Source organism: Streptomyces cyaneofuscatus (genome assembly GCF_042718795.1).
In the GTDB taxonomy this organism is placed as follows: domain Bacteria; phylum Actinomycetota; class Actinomycetes; order Streptomycetales; family Streptomycetaceae; genus Streptomyces; species Streptomyces cyaneofuscatus_A.
Map to the genome: position 1 here is coordinate 122,118 of NZ_JBHXOX010000020.1, position 22,416 is coordinate 144,533.

Below are 22,416 nucleotides of genomic sequence, written 5' to 3' on the forward strand. Positions count from 1 at the left end.
CTAGGGGGTGTCCGACAGCTCCGCGCGGACCTTCTCCGCGAGCTGCTGCGGCATCGCCTCGAACCGGGCGTGCGTACGGTCGAACCGGCCGGTGCCATGGGTCAGGGAGCGCAGGTCGAGCGCGTACCGGCCGATCTCCGTCTCCGGCACCTCGGCCCGTACGAGGGTGCGCCCGCCCGGACTCTGCTCGGTGCCCACCACCCGGCCGCGCCGCCCCGACAGGTCGCTCATCACCGGGCCCACATAGTCGTCCGGGACCAGTACGGCGACCTCGCAGACCGGCTCCAGGAGCTGGATACGGGCGTCCGCCGCCGCCTCGCGCAGAGCCAGCGCGCCCGCGGTCTGGAAGGCGGCGTCGGAGGAGTCCACCGAGTGCGCCTTGCCGTCGAGCAGCGTGACCCGGACGTCGACGAGCGGGTGCCCGGCGGACAGGCCCCGGGCGGCCTGGGCCCGGACGCCCTTCTCCACCGACGGGATGAACTGGCGCGGCACCGACCCGCCGACGACCTTGTCCACGAACTCGACGCCGCTACCCGCCGGCAGCGGATCCACCTCGATCTCGCAGATCGCGAACTGGCCGTGCCCGCCGGACTGTTTGACGTGCCGTCCGCGCCCGGCTCCCCGTCCGCGACACGTCTCGCGGAGCGCGACCCGGTGCGGTTCGGCGTCGACCTGGACGCCGAACCGGCTGCGCAGCCGGTCCAGGGCGACCTCCTGGTGGGCCTCGCCCAGGCACCACAGGACGACCTGGTGGGTGTCCGGGTTCTGCTCCAGGCGCAGGGTCGGGTCCTCCGCGACCAGCCGGGCCAGCGCGTGCGAGAGCTTGTCCTCGTCCGCCTTCCCGTGCGCCCTCACCGCCGTCGGGAGCAGCGGGTCCGGGGTCGACCAGGGCTCGATGAGGACCGGGTCGCCGGAGGCGGAGAGGGTGTCTCCGGTCTCCGCCTCGCCGAGCCGGGCCACGCAGACCAGATCACCCGCGACGCACCGGTCCACCGGGTGCTGCTGCCGGCCGAACGGCGAGGTCAGGGACGTCACCCGGACCTCCGCCTCGTGACAGGGGCGCGGCTCCCGGCCCGCCGCGTCCAGGCCGTGGCCGCACACGTGCACGGTGTCGTCGGGCCGCAGGGTGCCGGAGAAGACCCGCACCAGCGAGATCCGGCCCGCGTACGGGTCGGACGACGTCTTGACGACCTCCGCCAGCAGCGGGCCCTCCGGATCGCAGGCCGGGGCGGTCCGGGGAGAGCCTGTGGGGGTGGTGACGGTGGGCGGGGTGCGCTCCAGCGGGGTCGGGAAGCCGCGCGTGATCAGCTCCAGCAACTCCACCGTGCCGATGCCCTGCCGGGCGCCTTCGGCGGCCGGAGCGGCGGCCAGCACGGGAAAGAAGGTGCCCCGGGCGACGGCCCGCTCCAGGTCGGCGACCAGTGTCGATATATCGATGCCATCACCACCGCCGTCGAGGTACCGGTTCATCAGCGACTCGTCCTCGCTCTCGGCGATGATCCCTTCGATCAGCCGGTCACGGGCCCGGGTGAGCGGCTCCTCCTGGTCCGGCGCCGGTGGCAGCTCGGCCCGCTCCCCGGAGGAGTAGTCCAGGATCCGCTGCGTGAGCAGCCCGGTCAGCCCGGTGAGCGGGGCATGCCCGTCGGCGGCCTCGGGACCGAGGACCGGCAGATACAGAGGGAGTACGGCATCGGGGTCGTCCCCGCCGAACGACTCCGCGCAGATCCGCGTCATCTCCTCGAAGGAGGTGCGCGCGGTGTCGAGATGGGTGACGACGATGGCCCTCGGCATCCCGACGAGCGCGCACTCCTCCCACACCGCCCGGGTCGTCGCGGCCACGGACTCCGCCTCCTGGGCCGCCGAGACGACGAAGAGGGCCGCGTCCGCCGCCCGCAGACCGGCCCGCAGCTCCCCGACGAAGTCGGCGTACCCGGGGGTGTCCAGCAGGTTGACCTTGCAGCCGTCCCACGCCACCGGGACCGCCGAGAGGTGGACGGAGCGGTGCCGGCGCCGCTCGATCTCGTCGTGGTCGGAGACGGTCGCCCCGTCCTCGACCCGGCCCGCCCGGTTGAGCGCCCCCGCCGTCAGGGCCAGGGCCTCGACCAGCGTGGTCTTGCCCGAACCGCTGTGGCCGACCAGCACCACGTTCCGTACGGCGGAGGGGTGGCCGGCCGCCGGTACTCCTCCGGCGGCTCCGGGGTGTGCGTGCGTCTTCTCGCCCATGGTGTGCCTCCCGGTGGACGACGCGGTACGGGAGGGGGGCAGCCGACCGCGCTGGATGGCGGATACGGGGAGCCGCCGAGGCGGCCTCGGTCCTTCGAGCTTGGCACCCGGGCGCCGGGGCGTCCATACGTCGGGCGCGGGGCGCGCTTGCCCCGTGACACCCCTGCGGGCGGGAGCCCGTCCGGTGGAGGGCACCGGTCGTGACTACGATGGGCCAGCCGGTGGCCGATGGGGCCGCTCGGCCAGCCGAACCCTCGGGAAAGCCATGCTGAACAAGTACGCGCGTGCATTTTTCACGCGTGTCCTCACCCCGTTCGCCGCCCTGCTGCTCCGCCTCGGGGTCAGCCCCGACGCGGTCACCCTCATCGGCACGGCCGGAGTGATGGCAGGTGCGCTGGTCTTTTTCCCGATGGGGGAGTTCTTCTGGGGCACCATCGTCATCACGCTCTTCGTCTTCTCCGACCTGGTCGACGGCAACATGGCCCGGCAGGCCGGGATCTCCAGCCGCTGGGGCGCGTTCCTCGACTCGACCCTGGACCGGGTCGCCGACGGGGCGATCTTCGCCGGCTTCGCCCTCTGGTACGCGGGGAGCGGTGACGACAACATCCTGTGCGCCGTCGCGATCTTCTGCCTGGCCAGCGGCCAGGTGGTCTCGTACACGAAGGCGCGCGGCGAGTCGATCGGCCTGCCGGTCGCGGTGAACGGGCTGGTGGAGCGCGCCGAACGCCTGGTCATCTCGCTGGTCGCCGCCGGTCTCGCCGGACTCCACGCCTTCGGCGTCCCGCACATCGACATCCTGCTCCCGATCGCCCTGTGGATCGTCGCCGTGGGCTCTCTGGTGACGCTGGTCCAGCGCGTGGTGACCGTGCGCCGCGAGTCCGCCGAGGCCGACGCGGTCTCCGCCGCCGACGGGTCGGCCGAGCAGGGGAGCGGGGCCGACCGGTGAGCGCGCTCAAGGGCCGGATCACCGACGGTCTGTACGGACTCGGCTGGGGCGCCGTGAAGAAGCTGCCCGAGCCAGCCGCCGCCGCCCTCTTCCGCACCATCGCCGACCGGACCTGGAAGCGGCGCGGCAAGAGCGTGCTGCGCCTGGAGTCGAACCTGGCGCGGGTCGTCCCGGACGCGGGCCCGGAGCGGCTGGCCGAGCTGTCCAAGGCCGGGATGCGCTCGTACATGCGGTACTGGATGGAGTCGTTCCGGCTGCCGACCTGGACCCCGGACCGCATCAAGGCGAGCATCGACGTCAAGGACGCCCACCACCTGACCGAGGGCCTGGACGCCGGGAACGGTGTGATCATCGCCCTGCCGCACCTCGGCAACTGGGACCTCGCCGGCGCCTGGGTCACCACCGACCTGAAGGTCCCCTTCACCACCGTCGCCGAACGGCTGGAGCCCGCGACGCTCTACGACCGGTTCGTCGCCTACCGCGAGGGCCTCGGCATGGAGGTCCTCCCGCACAGCGGCGGCGCGGCCTTCGGCACCCTGGCCCGGCGGCTGCGCGCGGGCGGCCTGGTCTGCCTGGTCGCCGACCGGGACCTCTCCGCCTCCGGGGTCGAGGTGTCGTTCTTCGGCGCCACCGCCCGGATGCCGGCCGGACCGGCGCTCCTCGCCCAGCAGACGGGCGCGCTGCTGCTGCCGGTGACCCTCTGGTACGACGGCACGCCGGTGATGGGTGCCCGCGTCCACCCGGCGATCGAGGTGCCGGAGGAAGGCACCCGCGCCGAGAAGACCGCCGCCATGACGCAGGGGCTGGCCGACGCCTTCGCCGGCGGCATCGCCGAACACCCGGAGGACTGGCACATGCTCCAGCGGCTCTGGCTGGACGACCTGGACCCCCGGGGAGAGCGCGCGTGACGACCGGACTCCGCGGAGAGCACATGAAGACCGGACGCCGGGGAGAGCACATGAAGACCGGACGCCGGGGGGAACCCACGTGAAGATCGGCATCGTCTGCCCGTACTCCTGGGACGTCCCCGGCGGCGTTCAGTTCCACATCCGGGACCTGGCCGAGCACCTCATCGGGCTCGGCCACACCGTCTCCGTCCTGGCCCCGGCCGACGACGAGACCCCGCTGCCCCCGTACGTCGTCTCGGCGGGCCGGGCCGTCCCCGTCCCGTACAACGGCTCCGTCGCCCGGCTGAACTTCGGCTTCCTCTCGGCCGCCCGGGTCCGCCGCTGGCTCCACGACGGCACCTTCGACGTGATCCACATCCACGAGCCGACCTCCCCCTCGCTCGGCCTGCTCGCCTGCTGGTCGGCGCAGGGCCCCATCGTGGCCACCTTCCACACCTCCAACCCGCGCTCCCGGGCGATGATCGCCGCGTATCCGATCCTCCAGCCCGCCCTGGAGAAGATCAGCGCGCGGATCGCGGTGAGCGAGTACGCGCGCCGCACCCTGGTCGAGCACCTCGGCGGGGACGCCGTGGTCATCCCGAACGGCGTCGACGTCGGCTTCTTCGCCAAGGCCGAGCCGAAGGCCGAGTGGCAGGGCCGGACCCTCGGCTTCATCGGCCGCATCGACGAACCCCGCAAGGGGCTGCCCGTCCTGATGAAGGCGCTGCCCGCCATCCTCGCCGCCCACCCCGAAGCCCGGCTGCTGGTCGCGGGGCGGGGGGACGAGGAGGAGGCGGTGGCAACGCTGCCGAAGGAGCTGCGCGAGCGTGTGGAGTTCCTCGGCATGGTGAGCGACGAGGACAAGGCCCGGCTGCTGCGCAGCGTCGATGTGTACGTGGCCCCGAACACGGGCGGCGAGAGCTTCGGCATCATCCTGGTCGAGGCGCTGTCGGCGGGTGCGCCGGTCCTCGCCAGCGACCTGGACGCCTTCGCGCAGGTGCTGGACCAGGGCGCGGCGGGCGACCTCTTCGCTAACGAGGACGCCGAAGCGCTGGCCGACGCGGCGATCCTGCTGCTGGGCGACCCGGAGCGCCGGGCCGGACTGCGGGAGCGCGGCGAGGCTCACGTACGGCGGTTCGACTGGGGGACGGTCGGGGCCGACATCCTCGCGGTGTACGAGACGGTGACGGACGGGGCCGCGTCGGTGGCGGAGGACGAGCGGTCGGGGCTGCGGGCCCGGTTCGGGCTGGCGCGGGACTGAGGGCCGGGGCCTGCCGTCGACAGCGCGGACGGGGCCTCCTGCCGAAGGCGGGGCCGGGGCCTCCCGTTGAAGTAGGCAGGCGCGGCGACGGTAGCGTGTGCGACCGTGACCGTAACCCTCTTCGTCTGGATCGTCGTCGCCCTCATCGCGATCGGCGTCTACCTCAGCTGGACCGCCGGCCGCCTGGACCGCCTGCACTCCCGGATCGACGCCGCCCGCGCCGCACTCGACGCCCAACTCCTGCGCCGCGCCTCGGTCACCCAGGAGCTGGCCACCTCCGGCGTCCTGGACCCGGCCGCCTCCATCGTCCTGTACGAGGCCGCGCACGCCGCCCGCCAGGCCGAGGAGGACCACCGCGAGGTCGCCGAGAGCGAGCTGAGCACCGCCCTGCGCGCCGTCTTCGGCGAACCGGCCCAGGTGGAGGCGGTGAAGGAGGTCCCCGGCGGGGAGGACGCGGCCGCCGAACTGGCCGCCGCCGTACGGCGCGTACCGATGGCCCGGCGCTTCCACAACGACTCCGTGCGCGCGGCCCGGGCGCTGCGCCGGCACCGTACCGTACGGCTCTTCCGGCTGGCCGGACACGCCCCGTTCCCGCTCGCCTTCGAGATGGACGACGCCCCGCCGGTGGCCCTGGCGGACCGCCCCGGCACCTAGTCGCGCGGGGAAAACGATCCACGCCCTCCCCATTGGCCCTTGCTGTGGACTGCTCCCACAGCGTTTGCTCGGCGATGCAGTAATTCAGCGTCTTTCACCGAGTGAGGTCCCGTGTCCACGCTTCCCAGCACCCCGCAGTCCGCCGAGTCCCCCGCCATCGGCACCGCCCGCGTCAAGCGCGGCATGGCCGAGCAGCTCAAGGGCGGCGTGATCATGGACGTCGTCGACGCCGAGCAGGCGAAGATCGCCGAGGACGCGGGCGCCGTGGCCGTCATGGCCCTGGAGCGGGTCCCGGCCGACATCCGCAAGGACGGCGGCGTGGCCCGGATGTCCGACCCCAACATGATCGAGGAGATCATCGGGGCCGTCTCCATCCCGGTCATGGCCAAGTCCCGCATCGGCCACTTCGTCGAGGCCCAGGTCCTCCAGTCCCTCGGCGTCGACTACATCGACGAGTCCGAGGTCCTGACCCCGGCCGACGAGGTCAACCACAGCGACAAGTTCGCCTTCACCACCCCCTTCGTCTGTGGCGCCACCAACCTGGGCGAGGCCCTGCGCCGCATCGCCGAGGGCGCGGCCATGATCCGCTCGAAGGGCGAGGCCGGCACCGGCAACGTCGTCGAGGCCGTCCGCCACCTGCGCCAGATCAAGAACCAGATCGCCCGCCTGCGCGGCTTCGACAACAACGAGCTGTACGCCGCCGCCAAGGACCTCCGCGCCCCCTACGAGCTGGTCAAGGAGGTCGCCGAACTCGGCAAGCTGCCGGTCGTGCTGTTCTCCGCCGGTGGTGTGGCCACCCCGGCCGACGCCGCGCTGATGCGCCAGCTCGGTGCCGAGGGCGTCTTCGTCGGCTCCGGCATCTTCAAGTCCGGCGACCCGGCCAAGCGCGCCGCCGCCATCGTGAAGGCCACCACCTTCTACGACGACCCGAAGGTCATCGCGGACGCCTCCCGCAACCTGGGCGAGGCCATGGTCGGCATCAACTGCGACACCCTGCCCGAGTCCGAGCGCTACGCCAACCGCGGCTGGTAACCACTGATGAGCGACACCCCTGTGATCGGCGTCCTCGCACTACAGGGCGACGTACGGGAGCACCTGATCGCCCTGGCCTCGGCTGACGCCCTGGCCAGGCCGGTCCGGCGCCCCGAGGAGCTCGCCGAGGTCGACGGCCTGGTCATCCCGGGCGGCGAGTCCACCACCATGTCCAAGCTGGCGGTGCTCTTCGGCATGATGGAGCCGCTGCGCGAGCGGGTCCGGGCCGGGATGCCGGTCTACGGCACCTGCGCCGGGATGATCCTGCTGGCCGAGAAGATCCTCGATCCGCGTTCGGGCCAGGAGACCGTCGGCGGCATCGACATGATCGTGCGGCGCAACGCCTTCGGCCGGCAGAACGAGTCCTTCGAGGCCGCCGTCGAGGTCGACGGGATCGAGGGCGGCCCGGTGGAGGGCGTCTTCATCCGCGCGCCCTGGGTGGAGTCCGTCGGGGCCGAGGCCGAGGTCATCGCCGAGCACGGCGGCCACATCGTGGCCGTACGGCAGCGAAATGTCCTCGCCACGTCGTTCCATCCCGAACTGACCGGCGACCATCGCGTGCACGCTCTGTTCGTGGAGATGGTGCGCGCGGTGAAGTGAGCGGACCCCGGTAGGATCTCTCGGGTTCGACTCGATTTTGGTGACGCGAAGGAGAAGGCAGATGTCCGGCCACTCTAAATGGGCTACGACGAAGCACAAGAAGGCCGTGATTGACGCCAAGCGCGGCAAGCTCTTCGCGAAGCTGATCAAGAACATCGAGGTCGCGGCGCGCTCCGGCGGCGTGGACCCCGATGGCAACCCGACCCTCGTCGACGCCATCCAGAAGGCGAAGAAGAGCTCCGTCCCGAACAAGAACATCGACTCCGCGGTCAAGCGCGGCGGCGGTCTCGAAGCGGGCGGCGCCGACTACGAGACGATCATGTACGAGGGTTACGGCCCCAACGGTGTCGCGGTGCTCATCGAGTGCCTCACCGACAACCGCAACCGTGCCGCGTCCGACGTACGTGTCGCGATGACCCGGAACGGCGGCTCGATGGCCGACCCGGGCTCCGTCTCGTACCTCTTCAACCGCAAGGGCGTCGTGATCGTCCCCAAGGGCGAGCTGGGCGAGGACGACGTCCTGGGCGCCGTGCTCGACGCGGGTGCCGAGGAGGTCAACGACCTCGGTGAGACCTTCGAGGTGGTCAGCGAGGCCACCGACATGGTCGCGGTCCGCACCGCGCTCCAGGAGGCGGGCATCGACTACGACTCCGCCGAGGCCAACTTCCTGCCGACCATGCAGGTCGAGCTGGACGAAGAGGGCGCGCGCAAGATCTTCAAGCTCATCGACGCGCTGGAGGACAGCGACGACGTGCAGAACGTCTTCGCCAACTTCGACGTCTCCGACGAGGTCATGGAGAAGGTCGACGCCTGAGGCGCGACCGGCACAGCACGGTACGACGGGCCGACGGGGACACACCCCGTCGGCCCGTCGTCTTTGCCGGTTGCGGCGGTTCGGTTGCGACGGATTGTCAGCGCGAGCCGATAGCCTGCGGGAACAGATGAACGAGTGGGCAGGGCGAGCAGCGAGGACAGGGGGGCTCCATGCGGGTTCTGGGCGTTGACCCGGGGCTGACCCGGTGCGGTGTCGGCGTGGTCGAAGGGGTCGCGGGCCGCCCGCTGACCATGCTCGGCGTCGGCGTCGTGCGCACCCCGGCCGACGCGGAGCTCGGCGACCGGCTCGTCGCCATCGAGCGCGGCATAGAGGCCTGGCTCGACGAGCACTCCCCGGGTTACGTGGCGGTGGAGCGGGTCTTCGCCCAGCACAACGTGCGTACGGTGATGGGCACCGCCCAGGCCAGCGCGGTGGCCATGCTCTGCGCCGCCCGCCGCGGCATCCCGGTCGCCCTGCACACGCCCAGCGAGGTCAAGGCCGCCGTCACCGGATCGGGCCGCGCGGAGAAGGCAAAGGTCGGAGCCATGGTGACGCGCCTGCTGAGGTTGGACGCGCCCCCCAAGCCGGCCGACGCCGCCGACGCCCTCGCCCTCGCGATCTGCCACATCTGGCGGGCACCCGCGCAGAACAGGCTCCAGCAGGCGGTCGCCGCCCACCGCACGCCGAGCCCCTCCCGAACGCAGGCCACCCCCGGCATCTCCCGTACGCCCGGTGCATCCCGCACGCCCCGCACGCTGAAAGGCCCCACCGCATGATCGCCTTCGTCTCCGGCCCGGTGGCCGCTCTCGCCCCGACCACGGCCGTCATCGAGGTCGGCGGCATCGGCATGGCCCTCCAGTGCACCCCGCAGACCCTGGCCGGCCTGCGCCTCGGCCAGGAGGCCAGGCTCGCCACCTCCCTCGTCGTCCGCGAGGACTCCCTGACCCTGTACGGCTTCGCCGACGACGACGAGCGCCAGGTCTTCGAGCTGCTCCAGACCGCCAGCGGCGTCGGCCCCCGGCTCGCCCAGGCGATGCTCGCCACCCACAGCCCCGACGCGCTCCGCCTCGCCGTCTCCACCGGCGACGAGAAGGCCCTCACCGCCGTCTCCGGCATCGGGAAGAAGGGCGCCCAGAAGCTGCTCCTGGAGCTCAAGGACCGGCTGGGCGCACCGGTCGGCGCGCACATCGGCCAGCAGGGCGTCGGCGCCCCCCACGCCTCCGGCTGGCGCGACCAGCTCCAGGCCGCGCTCATCGGCCTCGGCTACGCGAGCCGCGAGGCCGACGAGGCTGTCAGTGCCGTCGCCCCCCAGGCCGAGGCAGCCGTGGCCGAAGGCACCGCACCCCCCGTGCCGCAGTTGCTGCGGGCCGCCCTGCAGACTCTCAACCGCGCACGCTGACCGGCACCGAACCACCGAAGAGGCCCCTGAATGAACTGGGACGAGACCGGACCCGAGACCGACGAGCCCACCGGGCCCGTCTTCGACGACCGGCTGGTCGACGCGGGCGCGGACGGTGAGGACACCGCGGTCGAGGCGGCCCTGCGCCCCAAGGACCTGGACGAGTTCGTCGGCCAGGAGAAGGTCCGCGAACAGCTCGACCTGGTCCTCAAGGCTGCCCTCGCCCGCGGCGCCACCGCCGACCATGTGCTGCTCTCCGGCGCCCCCGGCCTGGGCAAGACCACCCTCTCGATGATCATCGCGGCGGAGATGAACGCCCCGATCCGGATCACCTCGGGCCCCGCCATCCAGCATGCCGGGGACCTCGCGGCGATCCTCTCCTCCCTCCAGGAGGGGGAAGTCCTCTTCCTCGACGAGATCCACCGCATGTCCCGGCCCGCCGAGGAGATGCTCTACATGGCGATGGAGGACTTCCGCGTCGACGTCATCGTCGGCAAAGGCCCCGGCGCCACCGCGATCCCCCTCGAACTGCCCCCGTTCACCCTGGTCGGCGCCACCACCCGGGCCGGACTCCTGCCGCCCCCGCTGCGCGACCGCTTCGGCTTCACCGGCCACATGGAGTTCTACGCCCCCACCGAGCTGGAGCGCGTCATCCACCGCTCCGCCCGCCTCCTCGACGTCGAGATCGACGCCGACGGCGCCGCCGAGATCGCCGGCCGCTCCCGGGGCACCCCCCGTATCGCCAACCGCCTGCTGCGCCGCGTCCGGGACTACGCCCAGGTCAAGGCCGAGGGCACCATCGACCGGGAAATCGCCGCCGCGGCCCTGAAGGTGTACGAGGTCGACGCCCGCGGACTCGACCGGCTGGACCGCGCCGTGCTCGGCGCCCTGCTGAAGCTCTTCGGCGGCGGACCGGTCGGCCTGTCCACCCTCGCGGTCGCCGTGGGGGAGGAGCGCGAGACCGTCGAGGAGGTCGCCGAGCCCTTCCTCGTACGGGAAGGACTGCTGGCCAGGACCCCGCGCGGGCGGGTCGCCACCCCGGCGGCCTGGGCGCACCTGGGACTCGTTCCGCCGCAGCACGGAGTAAGGGGACAAGAGGGCCTGTTCGGGGCGTGAAGCGTCACAGGTTCGCGCGGCCAGGAACCCCGGTGCCATGCTGGGCGTTGTTCCAACGATGCGGACTCATCTAGACTCCGCCGATGCCGCCCTTAACGGTCGGTGTACCCACCCCCGTAAATACAGGCCGCATTCCAGCGCGGTCGTGCGAAGGAATTCCCGTCCCGTGGATCTCATCACTCTCCTCCCCTTCATCGTGCTCATCGGGGCCATGTTCCTGATGACCCGCTCCGCCAAGAAGAAGCAGGCGGCGGCCGCACAGATGCGCAACGACATGCAGCCCGGCACCGGCGTCCGGACGATCGGGGGCATGTACGCGACCGTCAAGGAAGTCCACGACGACACCGTGCTCCTCGAGGTCGCCCCCGGCGTCCACGCCATCTACGCGAAGAACGCGATCGGTGCCGTCCTGGACGACGCGGAGTACAACCGCATCGTGCACGGCGACGACGAGGAGCTGGACGCGGACGGCACGGTCGTTCCCGACGACGCCTCCTCGCTGACCGGTGAGTCCGACGCGGACAAGGCGGAGATCGCCAAGATCGACCTGGGCAAGGACGAGGCGGCCGACAAGGACGCCGGGACCGGGCCCGAGGACGCGGCGGCCGAGGACGTGAAGGACGCCAAGGGCGACGGCAAGGGCGACGGCGAGGCCGGCACCAAGTAGTTCTCACGATCCCGGGGACGTCGCGCGCCCACCGGCGCGCGGCGTCCCCGGGACCGTGCAGGTCGTCTGCGGGGGCGGGTCCCCACAACACTTCGTGGCCGCTCGGGCGCGTACCCGGCGCGGGGCGGTTGGACAGGGAGAAACGAGAAGGTGGCAGCACCCAAGAAGGGCCGAGGGCCGTCCTCCGGCGGTCAGGGGAGGCCGGGGCGTGCCCTGGTCATCATCCTCATCGCCATGGTCGCGCTCGCCGGCGGGATGTTCCTGTCCGGGCACACCACGCCGCGGCTGGGCATCGACCTCGCCGGCGGGACGTCGATTACGCTCAAGGCGAAGAACCAGCCCGGCAAGCCGAACGCGATCAACCCGACCAACATGGACACCGCGGTCGGGATCATCGAGCGGCGCGTGAATGGTCTGGGCGTCTCCGAGGCCGAGGTCCAGACCCAGGGCAGCGACAACATCATCGTCAACATCCCCAAGGGGACCAACTCCGAGCAGGCCCGGGAGCAGGTCGGTACGACCGCCCAGCTCTACTTCCGGCCCGTTCTGACGGTGGCGGCGAGCGGCCCCGAGCAGCCCGCGCCCTCCGGCTCCCCGACCCCTTCGGGCAGCGCCACGCCGAAGCCCGGTGAGTCCGCCGCGTCGGACGACAAGGACAAGGGCGACGACAAGGAGAAGGGCGAGGAGGCCACCGGCGAGGAGGCCACTCCCTCCCCGAGCGCCACCACCCAGGGCCGTGCGGTCAGCGAGGGCCTGAAGAAGGCCCCCACCCCGACGCCCACGGACCCCGCCGCGCCCAAGCCGTCCGGCACCCCCGAGGCCTCGCCCTCGGCGGACCCGGCGACGGCCAAGCTCCAGGAGGAGTTCGCCAAGCTCGACTGCGCCGACCCCGGGCAGCGCGCGGCGGCGGGCAAGGACGCCCTGCCCACCGACTCCATCGTCGCCTGTGGCTCGAACGTCCCCGGCAGCTACGAGAAGTACATCCTCGGCCCGGCCGAGGTCTCCGGCGGCGACGTCGACGACGCCAAGGGCGCCATCGACCAGCAGACCGGTGAGTGGATCGTGTCGATGGAGTTCAGCTCCGCCGGCGCCAAGAAGTTCCAGACGATCACCAGCCGGCTCTCGCAGCAGCAGCCTCCGATGAACCAGTTCGCCATCGTCCTCGACGGCGAGGTCGTCTCCGCGCCCTCGGTGCGCACGGCGCTCAGCAAGAACGCCCAGATCTCCGGCAGCTTCGACCAGCAGTCGGCCGAGGACCTCGGCAACATCCTCTCCTACGGTGCGCTCCCGCTGACCTTCGAAGAGGTCAGCGTCACCACCGTGACCGCCGCCCTCGGCAGCGAGCAGCTCAAGGGCGGCCTGATCGCCGGCGGCATCGGTCTGGCGCTGGTCGTGATCTACCTGGTCGCCTACTACCGCGGTCTGGCGTTCATCGCCCTGCTCAGCCTGCTGGTCTCCGGCATCCTGACGTACACGATCATGTCCTTGCTGGGCCCGGCCATCGGCTTCGCGCTGAACCTGCCGGCGGTCTGTGGCGCCATCGTCGCCATCGGTATCACCGCGGACTCCTTCATCGTGTACTTCGAACGCGTGAGAGACGAGATCCGCGAGGGCCGCACCCTGCGCCCGGCCATCGAGCGCGCCTGGCCCCGGGCCCGGCGCACCATCCTGGTCTCCGACTTCGTGTCGTTCCTGGCGGCCGCGGTGCTCTTCCTCGTCACCGTCGGCAAGGTCCAGGGCTTCGCGTTCACGCTCGGCCTGACCACGCTGCTCGACGTCGTCGTGGTGTTCTTCTTCACCAAGCCCCTGATGACGCTGATGGGCCGGACGAAGTTCTTCTCCCAGGGCGGATCCTGGTCCGGTCTGGACCCGAAGCGGCTCGGCGCCCAGCCGCCGCTGCGCCGCTCGCGCCGTGTCAGCGCTTCCACCGAACCGAAGGAGGCGTGAGATGTCGCGACTCGGCAATCTCGGCGCCCGGCTCTACCGAGGCGAGGTCGGTTACGACTTCATCCGCAACCGCAAGATCTGGTACGGCGTCTCGATACTGATCACCATCACGGCCATCGTCGCCGTGGCGGTCGGCGGTCTGAACATGGGCATCGAGTTCAAGGGCGGTGCGGTCTTCACGACCGACACCAAGGCCAAGATCTCCACGGCCCAGGCGACGGACGTGGCGACCGAGGCCTCGGGCCACATGGCCATCGTCCAGGAGCTCGGCAACGGCGGTCTCCGTATCCAGATCACCGAGGTCGGCACCGCCAAGGCCAACGAGATCAAGGAGACCCTCTCCGACGAGCTCGGTATCCCGGCCGAGGAGATCAACGCGGACCTGGTCGGCCCCAGCTGGGGTGAGCAGATCGCCAACAAGGCCTGGACGGGCCTCGGGGTCTTCATGGTCCTGGTGGTGGTCTATCTGGCCATCGCCTTCGAGTGGCGGATGGCCGTCGCCGCCCTCATCGCGCTGATCCACGACATCACCATCACGGTCGGTGTCTACGCCCTGGTCGGCTTCGAGGTCACGCCGGGCACGGTGATCGGTCTGCTGACCATTCTCGGTTACTCCCTGTACGACACGGTGGTGGTCTTCGACAGCCTCAAGGAGGGCCAGAAGGACATCACCAAGCAGACCCGCTACACGTACAGCGAGATCGCCAACCGGTCGATCAACAGCACGCTGGTCCGCTCGATCAACACCACCGTGGTGGCGCTGCTGCCGGTGGCCGGCCTGCTGTTCATCGGTGGCGGTGTCCTCGGCGCCGGCATGCTGAACGACATCTCGCTGTCGCTCTTCGTCGGCCTCGCCGCCGGTGCGTACTCCTCGATCTTCATCGCCACGCCGCTCGTCGCCGACCTCAAGGAGCGCGAGCCGCAGATGAAGGCCCTGAAGAAGCGGGTGCTCGCCAAGCGCGCGTCCGCCGCCGCCCGGGGCGAGTCCCCGGAGGACGACGGTCACGAGGAGCCGCGTGAGGGCGCCGCGACCGCGGGTACGGCCATCGGCCGTCCGCGTTCGCACGGCCGCACGCCGGGGAAGCGCTGATGACCAGCACCGCCGAGTCCACCAGGGAGCTGCTGCTCAGCCGGATCCGCGATGTCGCGGACTATCCGAAGCCGGGCGTGGTGTTCAAGGACATCACCCCGCTGCTGGCGGACCCGGTGGCCTTCACGGCGCTCACCGACGCCCTCGCGGAGCTGTGCGTACGGCACGGCGCCACGAAGATCGTCGGCCTGGAGGCCCGCGGCTTCATCCTGGCCGCGCCCGTCGCGGTCCGGGCGGGCCTCGGCTTCGTACCGGTCCGCAAGGCCGGGAAGCTCCCCGGAGCCACGCTCGCCCAGGCGTACGAGCTGGAGTACGGCAGCGCGGAGATCGAGATCCACGCCGAGGACCTCGTCGCCGAGGACCGGATCATGGTCATCGACGACGTGCTGGCCACCGGCGGCACCGCCGAGGCCTCGCTGGAGCTCATCCGGCGGGCCGGAGCCCAGGTCGCGGGCGTCGCGGTCCTCATGGAGCTCGGCTTCCTCGCGGGCCGGACCCGGCTGGAGCCGGGGCTGCGGGGCGCTCCGCTGGAAGCGCTGATCACGGTCTGAGAACCTCCGTACGGAAAGGGCGGGCACCCGGGAACATCCGGGTGCCCGCCCTTCGTTGTCCAAGCTCTCACCGTCCCCGGGCGAGGTCCCGCCGGGGGATCGTTACCATGGGCTCTCCGGGTACCCCGGATCCGCACGAGGAGCGCTCTTGCCAGACGAGGCCCAGTCAGCCGCCGCCCCGCAGCCCGACAAGCCCGTGGCGTCCCCCGCCACGCCCCAGAAGGCCGCGCCCTCGAACGCGCCGAAGCCCGCGCCCCCGGAGCCCGATCGAGCCTCCGAGCGCCCCCCGGCCGCCGGGCAGCCGACGAAACCGGCCACTCCGTCGAGCCCGCAGCCGAAGGCCCAGCCCCCCGTCGGACCGGCCGCCACCCAGCAGCCGAAGCCCCCGGCCCCCACGCCCCCGGCCCCCGTGAAGCCCGCCATGCCGGCCGGTGCCGCCCCCCGCTCCGGCGGCTCCTCCAACCGGGTGCGCGCCCGCCTCGCCCGACTGGGCGTGCAGCGCTCCAGCCCGTACAACCCGGTCCTGGAGCCTCTGCTCCGTACGGTCCGGGGCAACGACCCCAAGATCGAGACGGCCACCCTCCGCCAGATCGAGCGCGCCTACCAGGTGGCCGAGCGCTGGCACCGCGGCCAGAAGCGCAAGAGCGGCGACCCGTACATCACGCACCCGCTCGCCGTCACCACGATCCTCGCCGAGCTGGGTATGGATCCGGCCACCCTGATGGCCGGGCTGCTCCACGACACCGTCGAGGACACCGAGTACGGCCTGGACACCCTCAAGCGCGAGTTCGGTGACCAGGTCGCCCTCCTCGTCGACGGCGTCACCAAGCTGGACAAGGTCAAGTTCGGTGAGGCCGCGCAGGCCGAGACCGTACGCAAGATGGTCGTGGCCATGGCCAAGGACCCCCGGGTCCTGGTCATCAAGCTCGCGGACCGCCTGCACAACATGCGCACCATGCGCTACCTCAAGCGGGAGAAGCAGGAGAAGAAGGCCCGCGAGACGCTGGAGATCTACGCCCCGCTGGCACACCGGCTGGGCATGAACACCATCAAGTGGGAGCTGGAGGACCTCGCCTTCGCGATCCTCTACCCCAAGATGTACGACGAGATCGTCCGCCTCGTCGCCGAGCGGGCCCCCAAGCGCGACGAATACCTCGCCATAGTGACCGACGAGGTCCAGGCCGACCTGCGTGCCGCCCGCATCAAGGCCACCGTCACCGGCCGCCCCAAGCACTACTACAGCGTCTACCAGAAGATGATCGTGCGAGGCCGCGACTTCGCCGAGATCTACGACCTGGTCGGCATCCGCGTCCTCGTCGACACCGTCCGCGACTGCTACGCGGCGCTCGGCACCGTCCACGCCCGGTGGAACCCGGTGCCCGGACGGTTCAAGGACTACATCGCGATGCCCAAGTTCAACATGTACCAGTCGCTGCACACCACGGTGATCGGTCCCAGCGGCAAGCCCGTCGAGCTCCAGATCCGTACGTTCGACATGCACCGCCGCGCCGAGTACGGCATCGCCGCGCACTGGAAGTACAAGCAGGAGGCCGTCGCGGGCGCCTCCAAGGTCCGCACCGACGTCCCCAAGAACACCGGACGCGGCCAGGACACCGTCAACGACATGGCGTGGCTGCGCCAGCTCCTGGACTGGCAGAAGGAGACCGAGGACCCCAGCGAGTTCCTGGAGTCCCTGCGCTTCGACCTCTCGCGCAACGAGGTCTTCGTCTTCACGCCGAAGGGCGACGTGATAGCGCTGCCCGCCGGCGCGACCCCCGTCGACTTCGCGTACGCCGTCCACACCGAGGTCGGCCACCGGACCATAGGAGCACGCGTCAACGGACGGCTCGTCCCGCTCGAATCGACGCTCGACAACGGCGACCTGGTGGAGGTCTTCACCTCCAAGGCGGCCGGCGCCGGGCCCTCCCGGGACTGGCTCGGCTTCGTCAAGTCACCGCGCGCCCGCAACAAGATCCGCGCCTGGTTCTCCAAGGAGCGCCGCGACGAGGCCATCGAGCAGGGCAAGGACGCCATCGCGCGGGCCATGCGCAAGCAGAACCTGCCGATCCAGCGCATCCTGACCGGCGACTCCCTGGTCACCCTCGCCCACGAGATGCGCTACCCCGACATCTCCTCGCTGTACGCGGCGATCGGCGAGGGCCATGTCGCGGCGGCGGGCGTCGTGCAGAAGCTGGTGCAGGCCCTCGGCGGCCACGACGAGGCCAACGAGGACCTGGCCGAATCCACCCCGCCCTCGCACGGCGGCCGCAGCAAGCGCCGCGCCAACGCCGACCCCGGCGTCGTCGTCAAGGGTGTCGAGGACGTCTGGGTCAAGCTCGCCCGCTGCTGTACGCCGGTCCCCGGCGACCCGATCATCGGCTTCGTCACCCGAGGCAGCGGCGTCTCCGTGCACCGCGCCGACTGCGTCAACGTGGAGTCGCTCTCGCAGCAGCCCGAGCGCATCCTCGACGTCGAATGGGCCCCCACCCAGTCCTCCGTGTTCCTGGTCGCCATCCAGGTCGAGGCGCTGGACCGCTCCCGGCTCCTCTCCGACGTCACCCGGATCCTCTCGGACCAGCACGTGAACATCCTGTCGGCGGCCGTCCAGACCTCCCGCGACCGGGTGGCCACCTCACGCTTCACCTTCGAGATGGGCGACCCGAAGCACCTGGGCCACGTCCTGAAGGCCGTACGCGGCGTGGAGGGCGTCTACGACGTCTACCGGGTGACCTCGGCCCGCAGGCCGTAACAGCGGCAACGGAAGGGCCCCGGCACGCGCTGCGTACCGGGGCCCTTCCGTCAGCCGTATCAGCCGCCGAACTCCTCCAGGCCCTTCAGAGCCTGGTCCAGCAGCGCCTGCCGGCCCTCCAACTCCTTGGCCAGCTTGTCCGCGCGGGCGTTGTTGCCCTGGGCGCGCGCGGTGTCGATCTGGCCGCGCAGCTTGTCCACGGCCGCCTGGAGCTGACCGGTCAGACCCGCGGCGCGAGCCCGCGCCTCCGGGTTCGTCCGGCGCCACTCGGACTCCTCGGACTCCTGGAGCGCCCGCTCCACCGCCTGCATCCGGCCCTCGACCTTGGGCCGGGCGTCACGCGGTACGTGGCCGATGGCCTCCCAGCGCTCGTTGATCCCCCGGAAAGCGGCGCGGGCCGCCTTCAGGTCCGTCACCGGCACCAGCTTCTCGGCCTCGGCGGCGAGCTCCTCCTTGAGCTTGAGGTTCTCGCCCTGCTCGGCGTCCCGCTCCGCGAAGACCTCGCCACGGGCGGCGAAGAAGACGTCCTGGGCGCCGCGGAAACGATTCCACAGGTCGTCCTCGGCCTCGCGCTGGGCGCGGCCCGCCGCCTTCCACTCGGTCATCAGGTCGCGGTAGCGCGCGGCCGTGGTCACCCAGTCCGTGGAGCCGGACAGCGCCTCGGCCTCGGTGACCAGCTTCTCCTTGGCCTTACGGGCGTCCTCGCGCTGGGCGTCCAGCGCGGCGAAGTGGGCCTTGCGCCGCTTGGAGAACGCCGAGCGGGCGTGCGAGAAGCGGTGCCACAGCTCGTCGTCCGACTTGCGGTCCAGGCGGGGGAGACCCTTCCAGGTGTCCACCAGCGCCCGCAGCCGCTCACCGGCCGACCGCCACTGCTCGCTCTGCGCCAGCTCCTCCGCCTCGGCGACCAGCGCCTCCTTGGCGTGCTTGGCCTCGTCGGTCTGCTTGGCCTTGAGGACCTTGCGCTCCTCGCGCCGCGCCTCGACCGTCGCCACCAGCGCGTCCAGCCGCTTGCGCAGCGCGTCCAGGTCGCCCACCGCGTGGTGCTCGTCCACCTGCCGGCGCAGGTGGTCGATCGCGGTCGTCGCGTCCTTCGCCGACAGATCGGTGGTCTTCACCCGCCGTTCGAGGAGGCCGATCTCGACCACAATGCCGTCGTACTTGCGCTCGAAATAGGCCAGAGCCTCCTCAGGCGAACCGGCCTGCCACGATCCGACGACCTGCTCGCCATCGGCTGTACGCACGTACACGGTGCCCGTCTCGTCGACGCGGCCCCACGGGTCGCTGCTCACAGCGCCTCCTCCACCTGATGCCTACGAGGGGGTTCGCCCCCCGGGCATCGTCCACAGTTTCCTCGGGCGGGCCTCGCCCGCCCTGCACAACGCCAATCTAGGCGACCGGCCACCCGGCTGTCCGCACTCCGCGCGGCCGAAATTATCCGCTCCCGCCCGGCGGCCCGGGGTACGCGAGGCGCCCCGGGGCCGTGCGGCCGGATCAGCTCTTCTTCACGGTCGCCTTCTCGATCTCCACGGCCTTCTTCGGCGCACCGTCGCCCGCGCCGCCCTCGACACCCGCGGCGCCGACCTTCTCCACGTTCTTCAGCGAGGCCTTGTCGAGCTTGCCGAACGGGGTGTACGTGGGCGGCAGCTTGGTGTCCTTGTAGACCAGGAAGAACTGGCTGCCGCCGGTGCCCGGCTGGCCGGTGTTGGCCATCGCCACCGTGCCCGCGGGGAACGTCACCGTGCCGTCGTCCCCCGCCTTGCCGAGCGCCGTGAGGTTCTCGTCCGGGATGTTGTAGCCGGGACCGCCCGTGCCGTCACCCTTGGGGTCACCGCACTGCAGGACGAAGATGCCCTGCGTGGTGAGGCGGTGGCACTTGGTCCCGTCGAAGTAGCCCTTGTCGGCGAGCGCCTTGAAGGAGTTCGCCGTCTGCGGGGTCTTCGCCGCGTCCATGGCGAACGCCATCTCGCCCTGGCTCGTCCCCAGCGACATCGTGTACGTCGCCTTCTTGTCGATCTTCATCGGCGGCAGGGGAGCCTTGCTCTCGCTCTCCGAGGGCGTCGGCTCCGGGCTCTGGCTCGCTGCCGCTTCCGTCTTCTTGTCGTCCTTGCCGTCGTCCTTGCCCGCCACGACGAACGCGCTCACACCGACGACGGCGACCACGGCCACCGAGGCCGCGACGATCGCGGTGATGCGCCGCGTCCTGAGACGGGCTTCCTCCCGGCGCTTCTGCTGGCGCTCGAACTTCTCCCGGGCGAGCTGCCGCCGCCGCTGTTCGCTGCTGGACACCGGTTGGGCTCCTTCTTACGTCGTGACGTCGGGGGTACGTCGTGGGATTCGGGGCTGGGCTGCCCGTACCGTATATGGGTTACCTGTGTCATGAGGAGCGCCGGTAGGCTCTGATCTGCCGCATCCTTCGCCGCTGCCGCATACTCCGGACGAACATTAAGGACGATCGTGCTCATTGCCGGGTTCCCCGCCGGGGCCTGGGGGACCAATTGCTACCTGGTCGCCCCCGCCGCCGGTGAGGAGTGCGTGATCATCGACCCGGGCCACCAGGCCGCCCAGGGCGTCGAGGAAGCGCTGAGGAAGCATCGGCTCAAGCCCGTCGCCGTCGTGCTCACCCACGGCCACATCGACCATGTCGCCTCGGTCGTCCCCGTCTGCGGCGCCCATGACGTCCCCGCCTGGATCCACCCCGAGGACCGCTACATGATGAGCGACCCGGAGAAGGCGCTCGGCCGCTCCATCGGGATGCCGCTCATGGGCGAGCTGACCGTGGGGGAGCCGGACGACGTCAAGGAGCTGACCGACGGGTCGAAGCTGACCCTGGCCGGGCTGGAGTTCGGCGTCTCGCACGCGCCCGGCCATACCAAGGGGTCGGTGACGTTCCAGATGCCCGAGGCCGCGGACATCCCGCCGGTCCTCTTCTCGGGCGACCTGCTCTTCGCCGGCTCCGTCGGACGTACCGACCTGCCAGGCGGCGACCACGCCGAGCTGTTGAGCTCGCTGGCCCGTGTGTGCCTGCCGCTCGACGACTCGACCGTGGTGCTGTCCGGCCACGGCCCCCAGACGACCATCGGCCGCGAGCGCGCCACCAACCCGTTCCTGAACGGTCTGGACGCGTCGCCGCGCCGAGGACTGTAGAAGACGAGAGACGCAAAACACGTGAGCACCTTCCAGGCCCCCAAGGGCACGTACGACCTGACCCCGCCGGACTCCGCGAAGTTCCTGGCGGTGCGCGAGGCCATCTCCGCGCCCCTGCGCGACTCCGGCTACGGCTACATCGAGACACCCGGCTTCGAGGACGTCGAGCTCTTCGCGCGCGGTGTCGGTGAGTCCACCGACATCGTCACCAAGGAGATGTACACCCTCACCACCAAGGGCGGCTCCCAGTTGGCGCTGCGCCCCGAGGGCACCGCCTCCGTCCTGCGCGCGGCCCTCCAGGCCAACCTGCACAAGGCGGGCAACCTCCCCGTCAAGCTCTGGTACTCCGGCTCGTACTACCGCTACGAGCGTCCGCAGAAGGGCCGCTACCGCCACTTCTCGCAGGTCGGCGCCGAGGCCATCGGCACCGAGGACCCGGTCCTGGACGCCGAACTGATCATCCTGGCCGACCAGGCGTACCGCTCGCTGGGCCTGCGCCAGTTCCGCATCCTGCTGAACTCGCTCGGCGACAAGGAGTGCCGTCCCGTCTACCGGGAGGCGCTCCAGACCTTCCTGCGCGACCTCGACCTCGACGAGGAGACCCGCCGCCGCATCGAGATCAACCCGCTGCGCGTCCTGGACGACAAGCGGCCCGACGTACAGCAGCAGCTCACCGACGCGCCCAAGCTCCGCGACTACCTCTGCGACGCCTGCAAGGCGTACCACGAGGAGGTCCGCGCGCTGCTGACGGCGGCGGGGGTCGTGTACGAGGACGACGAGAAGCTCGTGCGCGGCCTCGACTACTACACCCGCACCACCTTCGAGTTCGTCCACGACGGCCTGGGTTCCCAGTCCGCGGTGGGCGGCGGTGGCCGCTACGACGGCCTCTCCGAGATGATCGGCGGCCCCGCGCTGCCGTCGGTCGGCTGGGCCCTCGGCGTGGACCGCACGGTCCTCGCGCTGGAGGCCGAGGGCGTCGAGCTGGACCTCCCCGTCACCACCAGCGTCTACGCGGTCCCGCTCGGCGAGGAGGCCCGCCGGGCCCTGTTCGGCGTCGTCACCGAACTGCGCCGTGCGGGCATCGCCGCCGACTTCGCCTTCGGCGGCCGCGGCCTGAAGGGCGCGATGAAGAGCGCCAACCGCTCGGGCGCCCGCTACACCCTGGTGGCCGGCGAGCGCGACCTGGCCGAGGGAGCCGTCCAGCTCAAGGACATGGAGTCCGGCGAGCAGAGCGCGGTGCCGCTGGCCGAGGTCGTCGCGGAGCTGACGAAGCGGCTGGGCTGACCCGGTCGGACGTACGGGGCGCGGGCGGGGAGGCTTCCAGGCCTTCCCGCCC

20 protein-coding genes are annotated in these 22,416 nt (G+C 71.2%); 17 read left to right on the plus strand and 3 right to left on the minus strand.

Translation table 11 applies throughout. The features are described 5' to 3' along the window. Positions 1-2,223, minus strand: a complete 2,223-nt coding sequence (locus ACFWRT_RS23250) for an elongation factor G-like protein EF-G2 (RefSeq protein WP_380953458.1) — start codon at positions 2,221-2,223, stop codon at positions 1-3. 265 nt (positions 2,224-2,488) lie between these two features. Here ACFWRT_RS23250 and pgsA point away from each other — a divergent pair, with 265 nt between their 5' ends. From pgsA to ACFWRT_RS23325, 15 genes are all read left to right on the plus strand, one after another. After that, positions 2,489-3,169 carry a phosphatidylinositol phosphate synthase gene (gene pgsA, locus ACFWRT_RS23255; RefSeq protein WP_380953459.1) on the plus strand — a complete coding sequence of 227 codons (681 nt, stop codon included), beginning with the start codon at positions 2,489-2,491 and terminating at the stop codon, positions 3,167-3,169. Beyond that, entirely contained in the window at positions 3,166-4,077 is a 912-nt protein-coding gene (locus ACFWRT_RS23260; protein ID WP_380953460.1) for a phosphatidylinositol mannoside acyltransferase, read from the plus strand. The genes pgsA and ACFWRT_RS23260 overlap by 4 nt, the downstream gene beginning before the upstream one ends. A 79-nt stretch (positions 4,078-4,156) precedes the next feature. Continuing rightward, positions 4,157-5,317 carry a glycosyltransferase family 4 protein gene (locus ACFWRT_RS23265; RefSeq protein ID WP_380953461.1) on the plus strand — a complete coding sequence of 387 codons (1,161 nt, stop codon included), beginning with the start codon at positions 4,157-4,159 and terminating at the stop codon, positions 5,315-5,317. Positions 5,318-5,422: 105 nt separating this feature from the next. Beyond that, positions 5,423-5,971 carry a hypothetical protein gene (locus tag ACFWRT_RS23270; RefSeq protein WP_380953462.1) on the plus strand — a complete coding sequence of 183 codons (549 nt, stop codon included), beginning with the start codon at positions 5,423-5,425 and terminating at the stop codon, positions 5,969-5,971. A gap of 111 nt (positions 5,972-6,082) precedes the next feature. Beyond that, on the plus strand, positions 6,083-7,003 hold the full coding sequence (gene pdxS, locus ACFWRT_RS23275) for a pyridoxal 5'-phosphate synthase lyase subunit PdxS (protein ID WP_380953463.1): 921 nt from the start codon (positions 6,083-6,085) through the stop codon (positions 7,001-7,003). A gap of 6 nt (positions 7,004-7,009) precedes the next feature. Beyond that, positions 7,010-7,603, plus strand: coding sequence for a pyridoxal 5'-phosphate synthase glutaminase subunit PdxT (gene pdxT / locus ACFWRT_RS23280; protein WP_326706809.1), 594 nt, complete (start codon positions 7,010-7,012; stop codon positions 7,601-7,603). A gap of 61 nt (positions 7,604-7,664) precedes the next feature. Beyond that, positions 7,665-8,417 carry a YebC/PmpR family DNA-binding transcriptional regulator gene (locus ACFWRT_RS23285; protein WP_026242063.1) on the plus strand — a complete coding sequence of 251 codons (753 nt, stop codon included), beginning with the start codon at positions 7,665-7,667 and terminating at the stop codon, positions 8,415-8,417. A 170-nt stretch (positions 8,418-8,587) separates the two neighbouring features. Next, the gene (gene ruvC / locus ACFWRT_RS23290) at positions 8,588-9,193 is read left to right on the plus strand and encodes a crossover junction endodeoxyribonuclease RuvC (protein WP_380953464.1); all 606 of its coding nucleotides are present in this window, start codon (positions 8,588-8,590) and stop codon (positions 9,191-9,193) included. Beyond that, positions 9,190-9,816 (plus strand): Holliday junction branch migration protein RuvA, encoded by a 627-nt coding sequence (ruvA, locus tag ACFWRT_RS23295; RefSeq protein WP_380953465.1) that lies wholly within the window; start codon positions 9,190-9,192, stop codon positions 9,814-9,816. Before ruvC ends, ruvA begins: the two co-directional genes overlap by 4 nt. A 30-nt stretch (positions 9,817-9,846) precedes the next feature. Beyond that, the gene (gene ruvB, locus ACFWRT_RS23300; protein ID WP_380953466.1) at positions 9,847-10,932 is read left to right on the plus strand and encodes a Holliday junction branch migration DNA helicase RuvB; all 1,086 of its coding nucleotides are present in this window, start codon (positions 9,847-9,849) and stop codon (positions 10,930-10,932) included. A 166-nt stretch (positions 10,933-11,098) separates the two neighbouring features. Then, entirely contained in the window at positions 11,099-11,599 is a 501-nt protein-coding gene (gene yajC, locus ACFWRT_RS23305) for a preprotein translocase subunit YajC (RefSeq protein ID WP_380953467.1), read from the plus strand. A gap of 150 nt (positions 11,600-11,749) precedes the next feature. Beyond that, the gene (gene secD / locus ACFWRT_RS23310; protein ID WP_380953468.1) at positions 11,750-13,546 is read left to right on the plus strand and encodes a protein translocase subunit SecD; all 1,797 of its coding nucleotides are present in this window, start codon (positions 11,750-11,752) and stop codon (positions 13,544-13,546) included. Between the two features lies 1 nt (position 13,547). Beyond that, positions 13,548-14,636 (plus strand): protein translocase subunit SecF, encoded by a 1,089-nt coding sequence (secF, locus tag ACFWRT_RS23315; RefSeq protein WP_380953469.1) that lies wholly within the window; start codon positions 13,548-13,550, stop codon positions 14,634-14,636. Next, positions 14,636-15,187 carry an adenine phosphoribosyltransferase gene (locus ACFWRT_RS23320; protein ID WP_380953470.1) on the plus strand — a complete coding sequence of 184 codons (552 nt, stop codon included), beginning with the start codon at positions 14,636-14,638 and terminating at the stop codon, positions 15,185-15,187. Before secF ends, ACFWRT_RS23320 begins: the two co-directional genes overlap by 1 nt. 148 nt (positions 15,188-15,335) lie before the next feature. Continuing rightward, the gene (locus ACFWRT_RS23325) at positions 15,336-17,936 is read left to right on the plus strand and encodes a RelA/SpoT family protein (RefSeq protein WP_380953471.1); all 2,601 of its coding nucleotides are present in this window, start codon (positions 15,336-15,338) and stop codon (positions 17,934-17,936) included. 59 nt (positions 17,937-17,995) lie between these two features. Here the strand turns inward: ACFWRT_RS23325 and ACFWRT_RS23330 are convergent, their stop codons facing one another. Together ACFWRT_RS23330 and ACFWRT_RS23335 are read right to left on the minus strand one after the other, a co-directional pair. After that, positions 17,996-19,225, minus strand: a complete 1,230-nt coding sequence (locus tag ACFWRT_RS23330) for a DUF349 domain-containing protein (protein WP_380953472.1) — start codon at positions 19,223-19,225, stop codon at positions 17,996-17,998. Positions 19,226-19,427: 202 nt separating this feature from the next. Then, complete coding sequence (locus ACFWRT_RS23335) at positions 19,428-20,222, minus strand: peptidylprolyl isomerase (protein ID WP_380953473.1); 795 nt, start codon at positions 20,220-20,222, stop codon at positions 19,428-19,430. A gap of 168 nt (positions 20,223-20,390) precedes the next feature. On the opposite strand from ACFWRT_RS23335, the gene ACFWRT_RS23340 reads away from it, so the two are divergent. Further along, the gene (locus ACFWRT_RS23340; protein ID WP_380953474.1) at positions 20,391-21,080 is read left to right on the plus strand and encodes an MBL fold metallo-hydrolase; all 690 of its coding nucleotides are present in this window, start codon (positions 20,391-20,393) and stop codon (positions 21,078-21,080) included. A gap of 21 nt (positions 21,081-21,101) precedes the next feature. Next, on the plus strand, positions 21,102-22,364 hold the full coding sequence (gene hisS / locus ACFWRT_RS23345; RefSeq protein ID WP_380953475.1) for a histidine--tRNA ligase: 1,263 nt from the start codon (positions 21,102-21,104) through the stop codon (positions 22,362-22,364). Positions 22,365-22,416: the final 52 nt, after the last annotated feature.

Excerpts from the sequence above, each read along its gene's own strand:
- ACFWRT_RS23250 (WP_380953458.1), bottom strand. The coding sequence starts at position 2,223 with ATGGGCGAGAAGACGCACGCACACCCCGGAGCCGCCGGAGGAGTACCG.
- pgsA (WP_380953459.1), top strand. The coding sequence starts at position 2,489 with ATGCTGAACAAGTACGCGCGTGCATTTTTCACGCGTGTCCTCACCCCG.
- pdxT (WP_326706809.1), top strand. The coding sequence starts at position 7,010 with ATGAGCGACACCCCTGTGATCGGCGTCCTCGCACTACAGGGCGACGTA.
- ACFWRT_RS23285 (WP_026242063.1), top strand. The coding sequence starts at position 7,665 with ATGTCCGGCCACTCTAAATGGGCTACGACGAAGCACAAGAAGGCCGTG.
- ruvC (WP_380953464.1), top strand. The coding sequence starts at position 8,588 with ATGCGGGTTCTGGGCGTTGACCCGGGGCTGACCCGGTGCGGTGTCGGC.
- ruvA (WP_380953465.1), top strand. The coding sequence starts at position 9,190 with ATGATCGCCTTCGTCTCCGGCCCGGTGGCCGCTCTCGCCCCGACCACG.
- ruvB (WP_380953466.1), top strand. The coding sequence starts at position 9,847 with ATGAACTGGGACGAGACCGGACCCGAGACCGACGAGCCCACCGGGCCC.
- secF (WP_380953469.1), top strand. The coding sequence starts at position 13,548 with ATGTCGCGACTCGGCAATCTCGGCGCCCGGCTCTACCGAGGCGAGGTC.
- ACFWRT_RS23320 (WP_380953470.1), top strand. The coding sequence starts at position 14,636 with ATGACCAGCACCGCCGAGTCCACCAGGGAGCTGCTGCTCAGCCGGATC.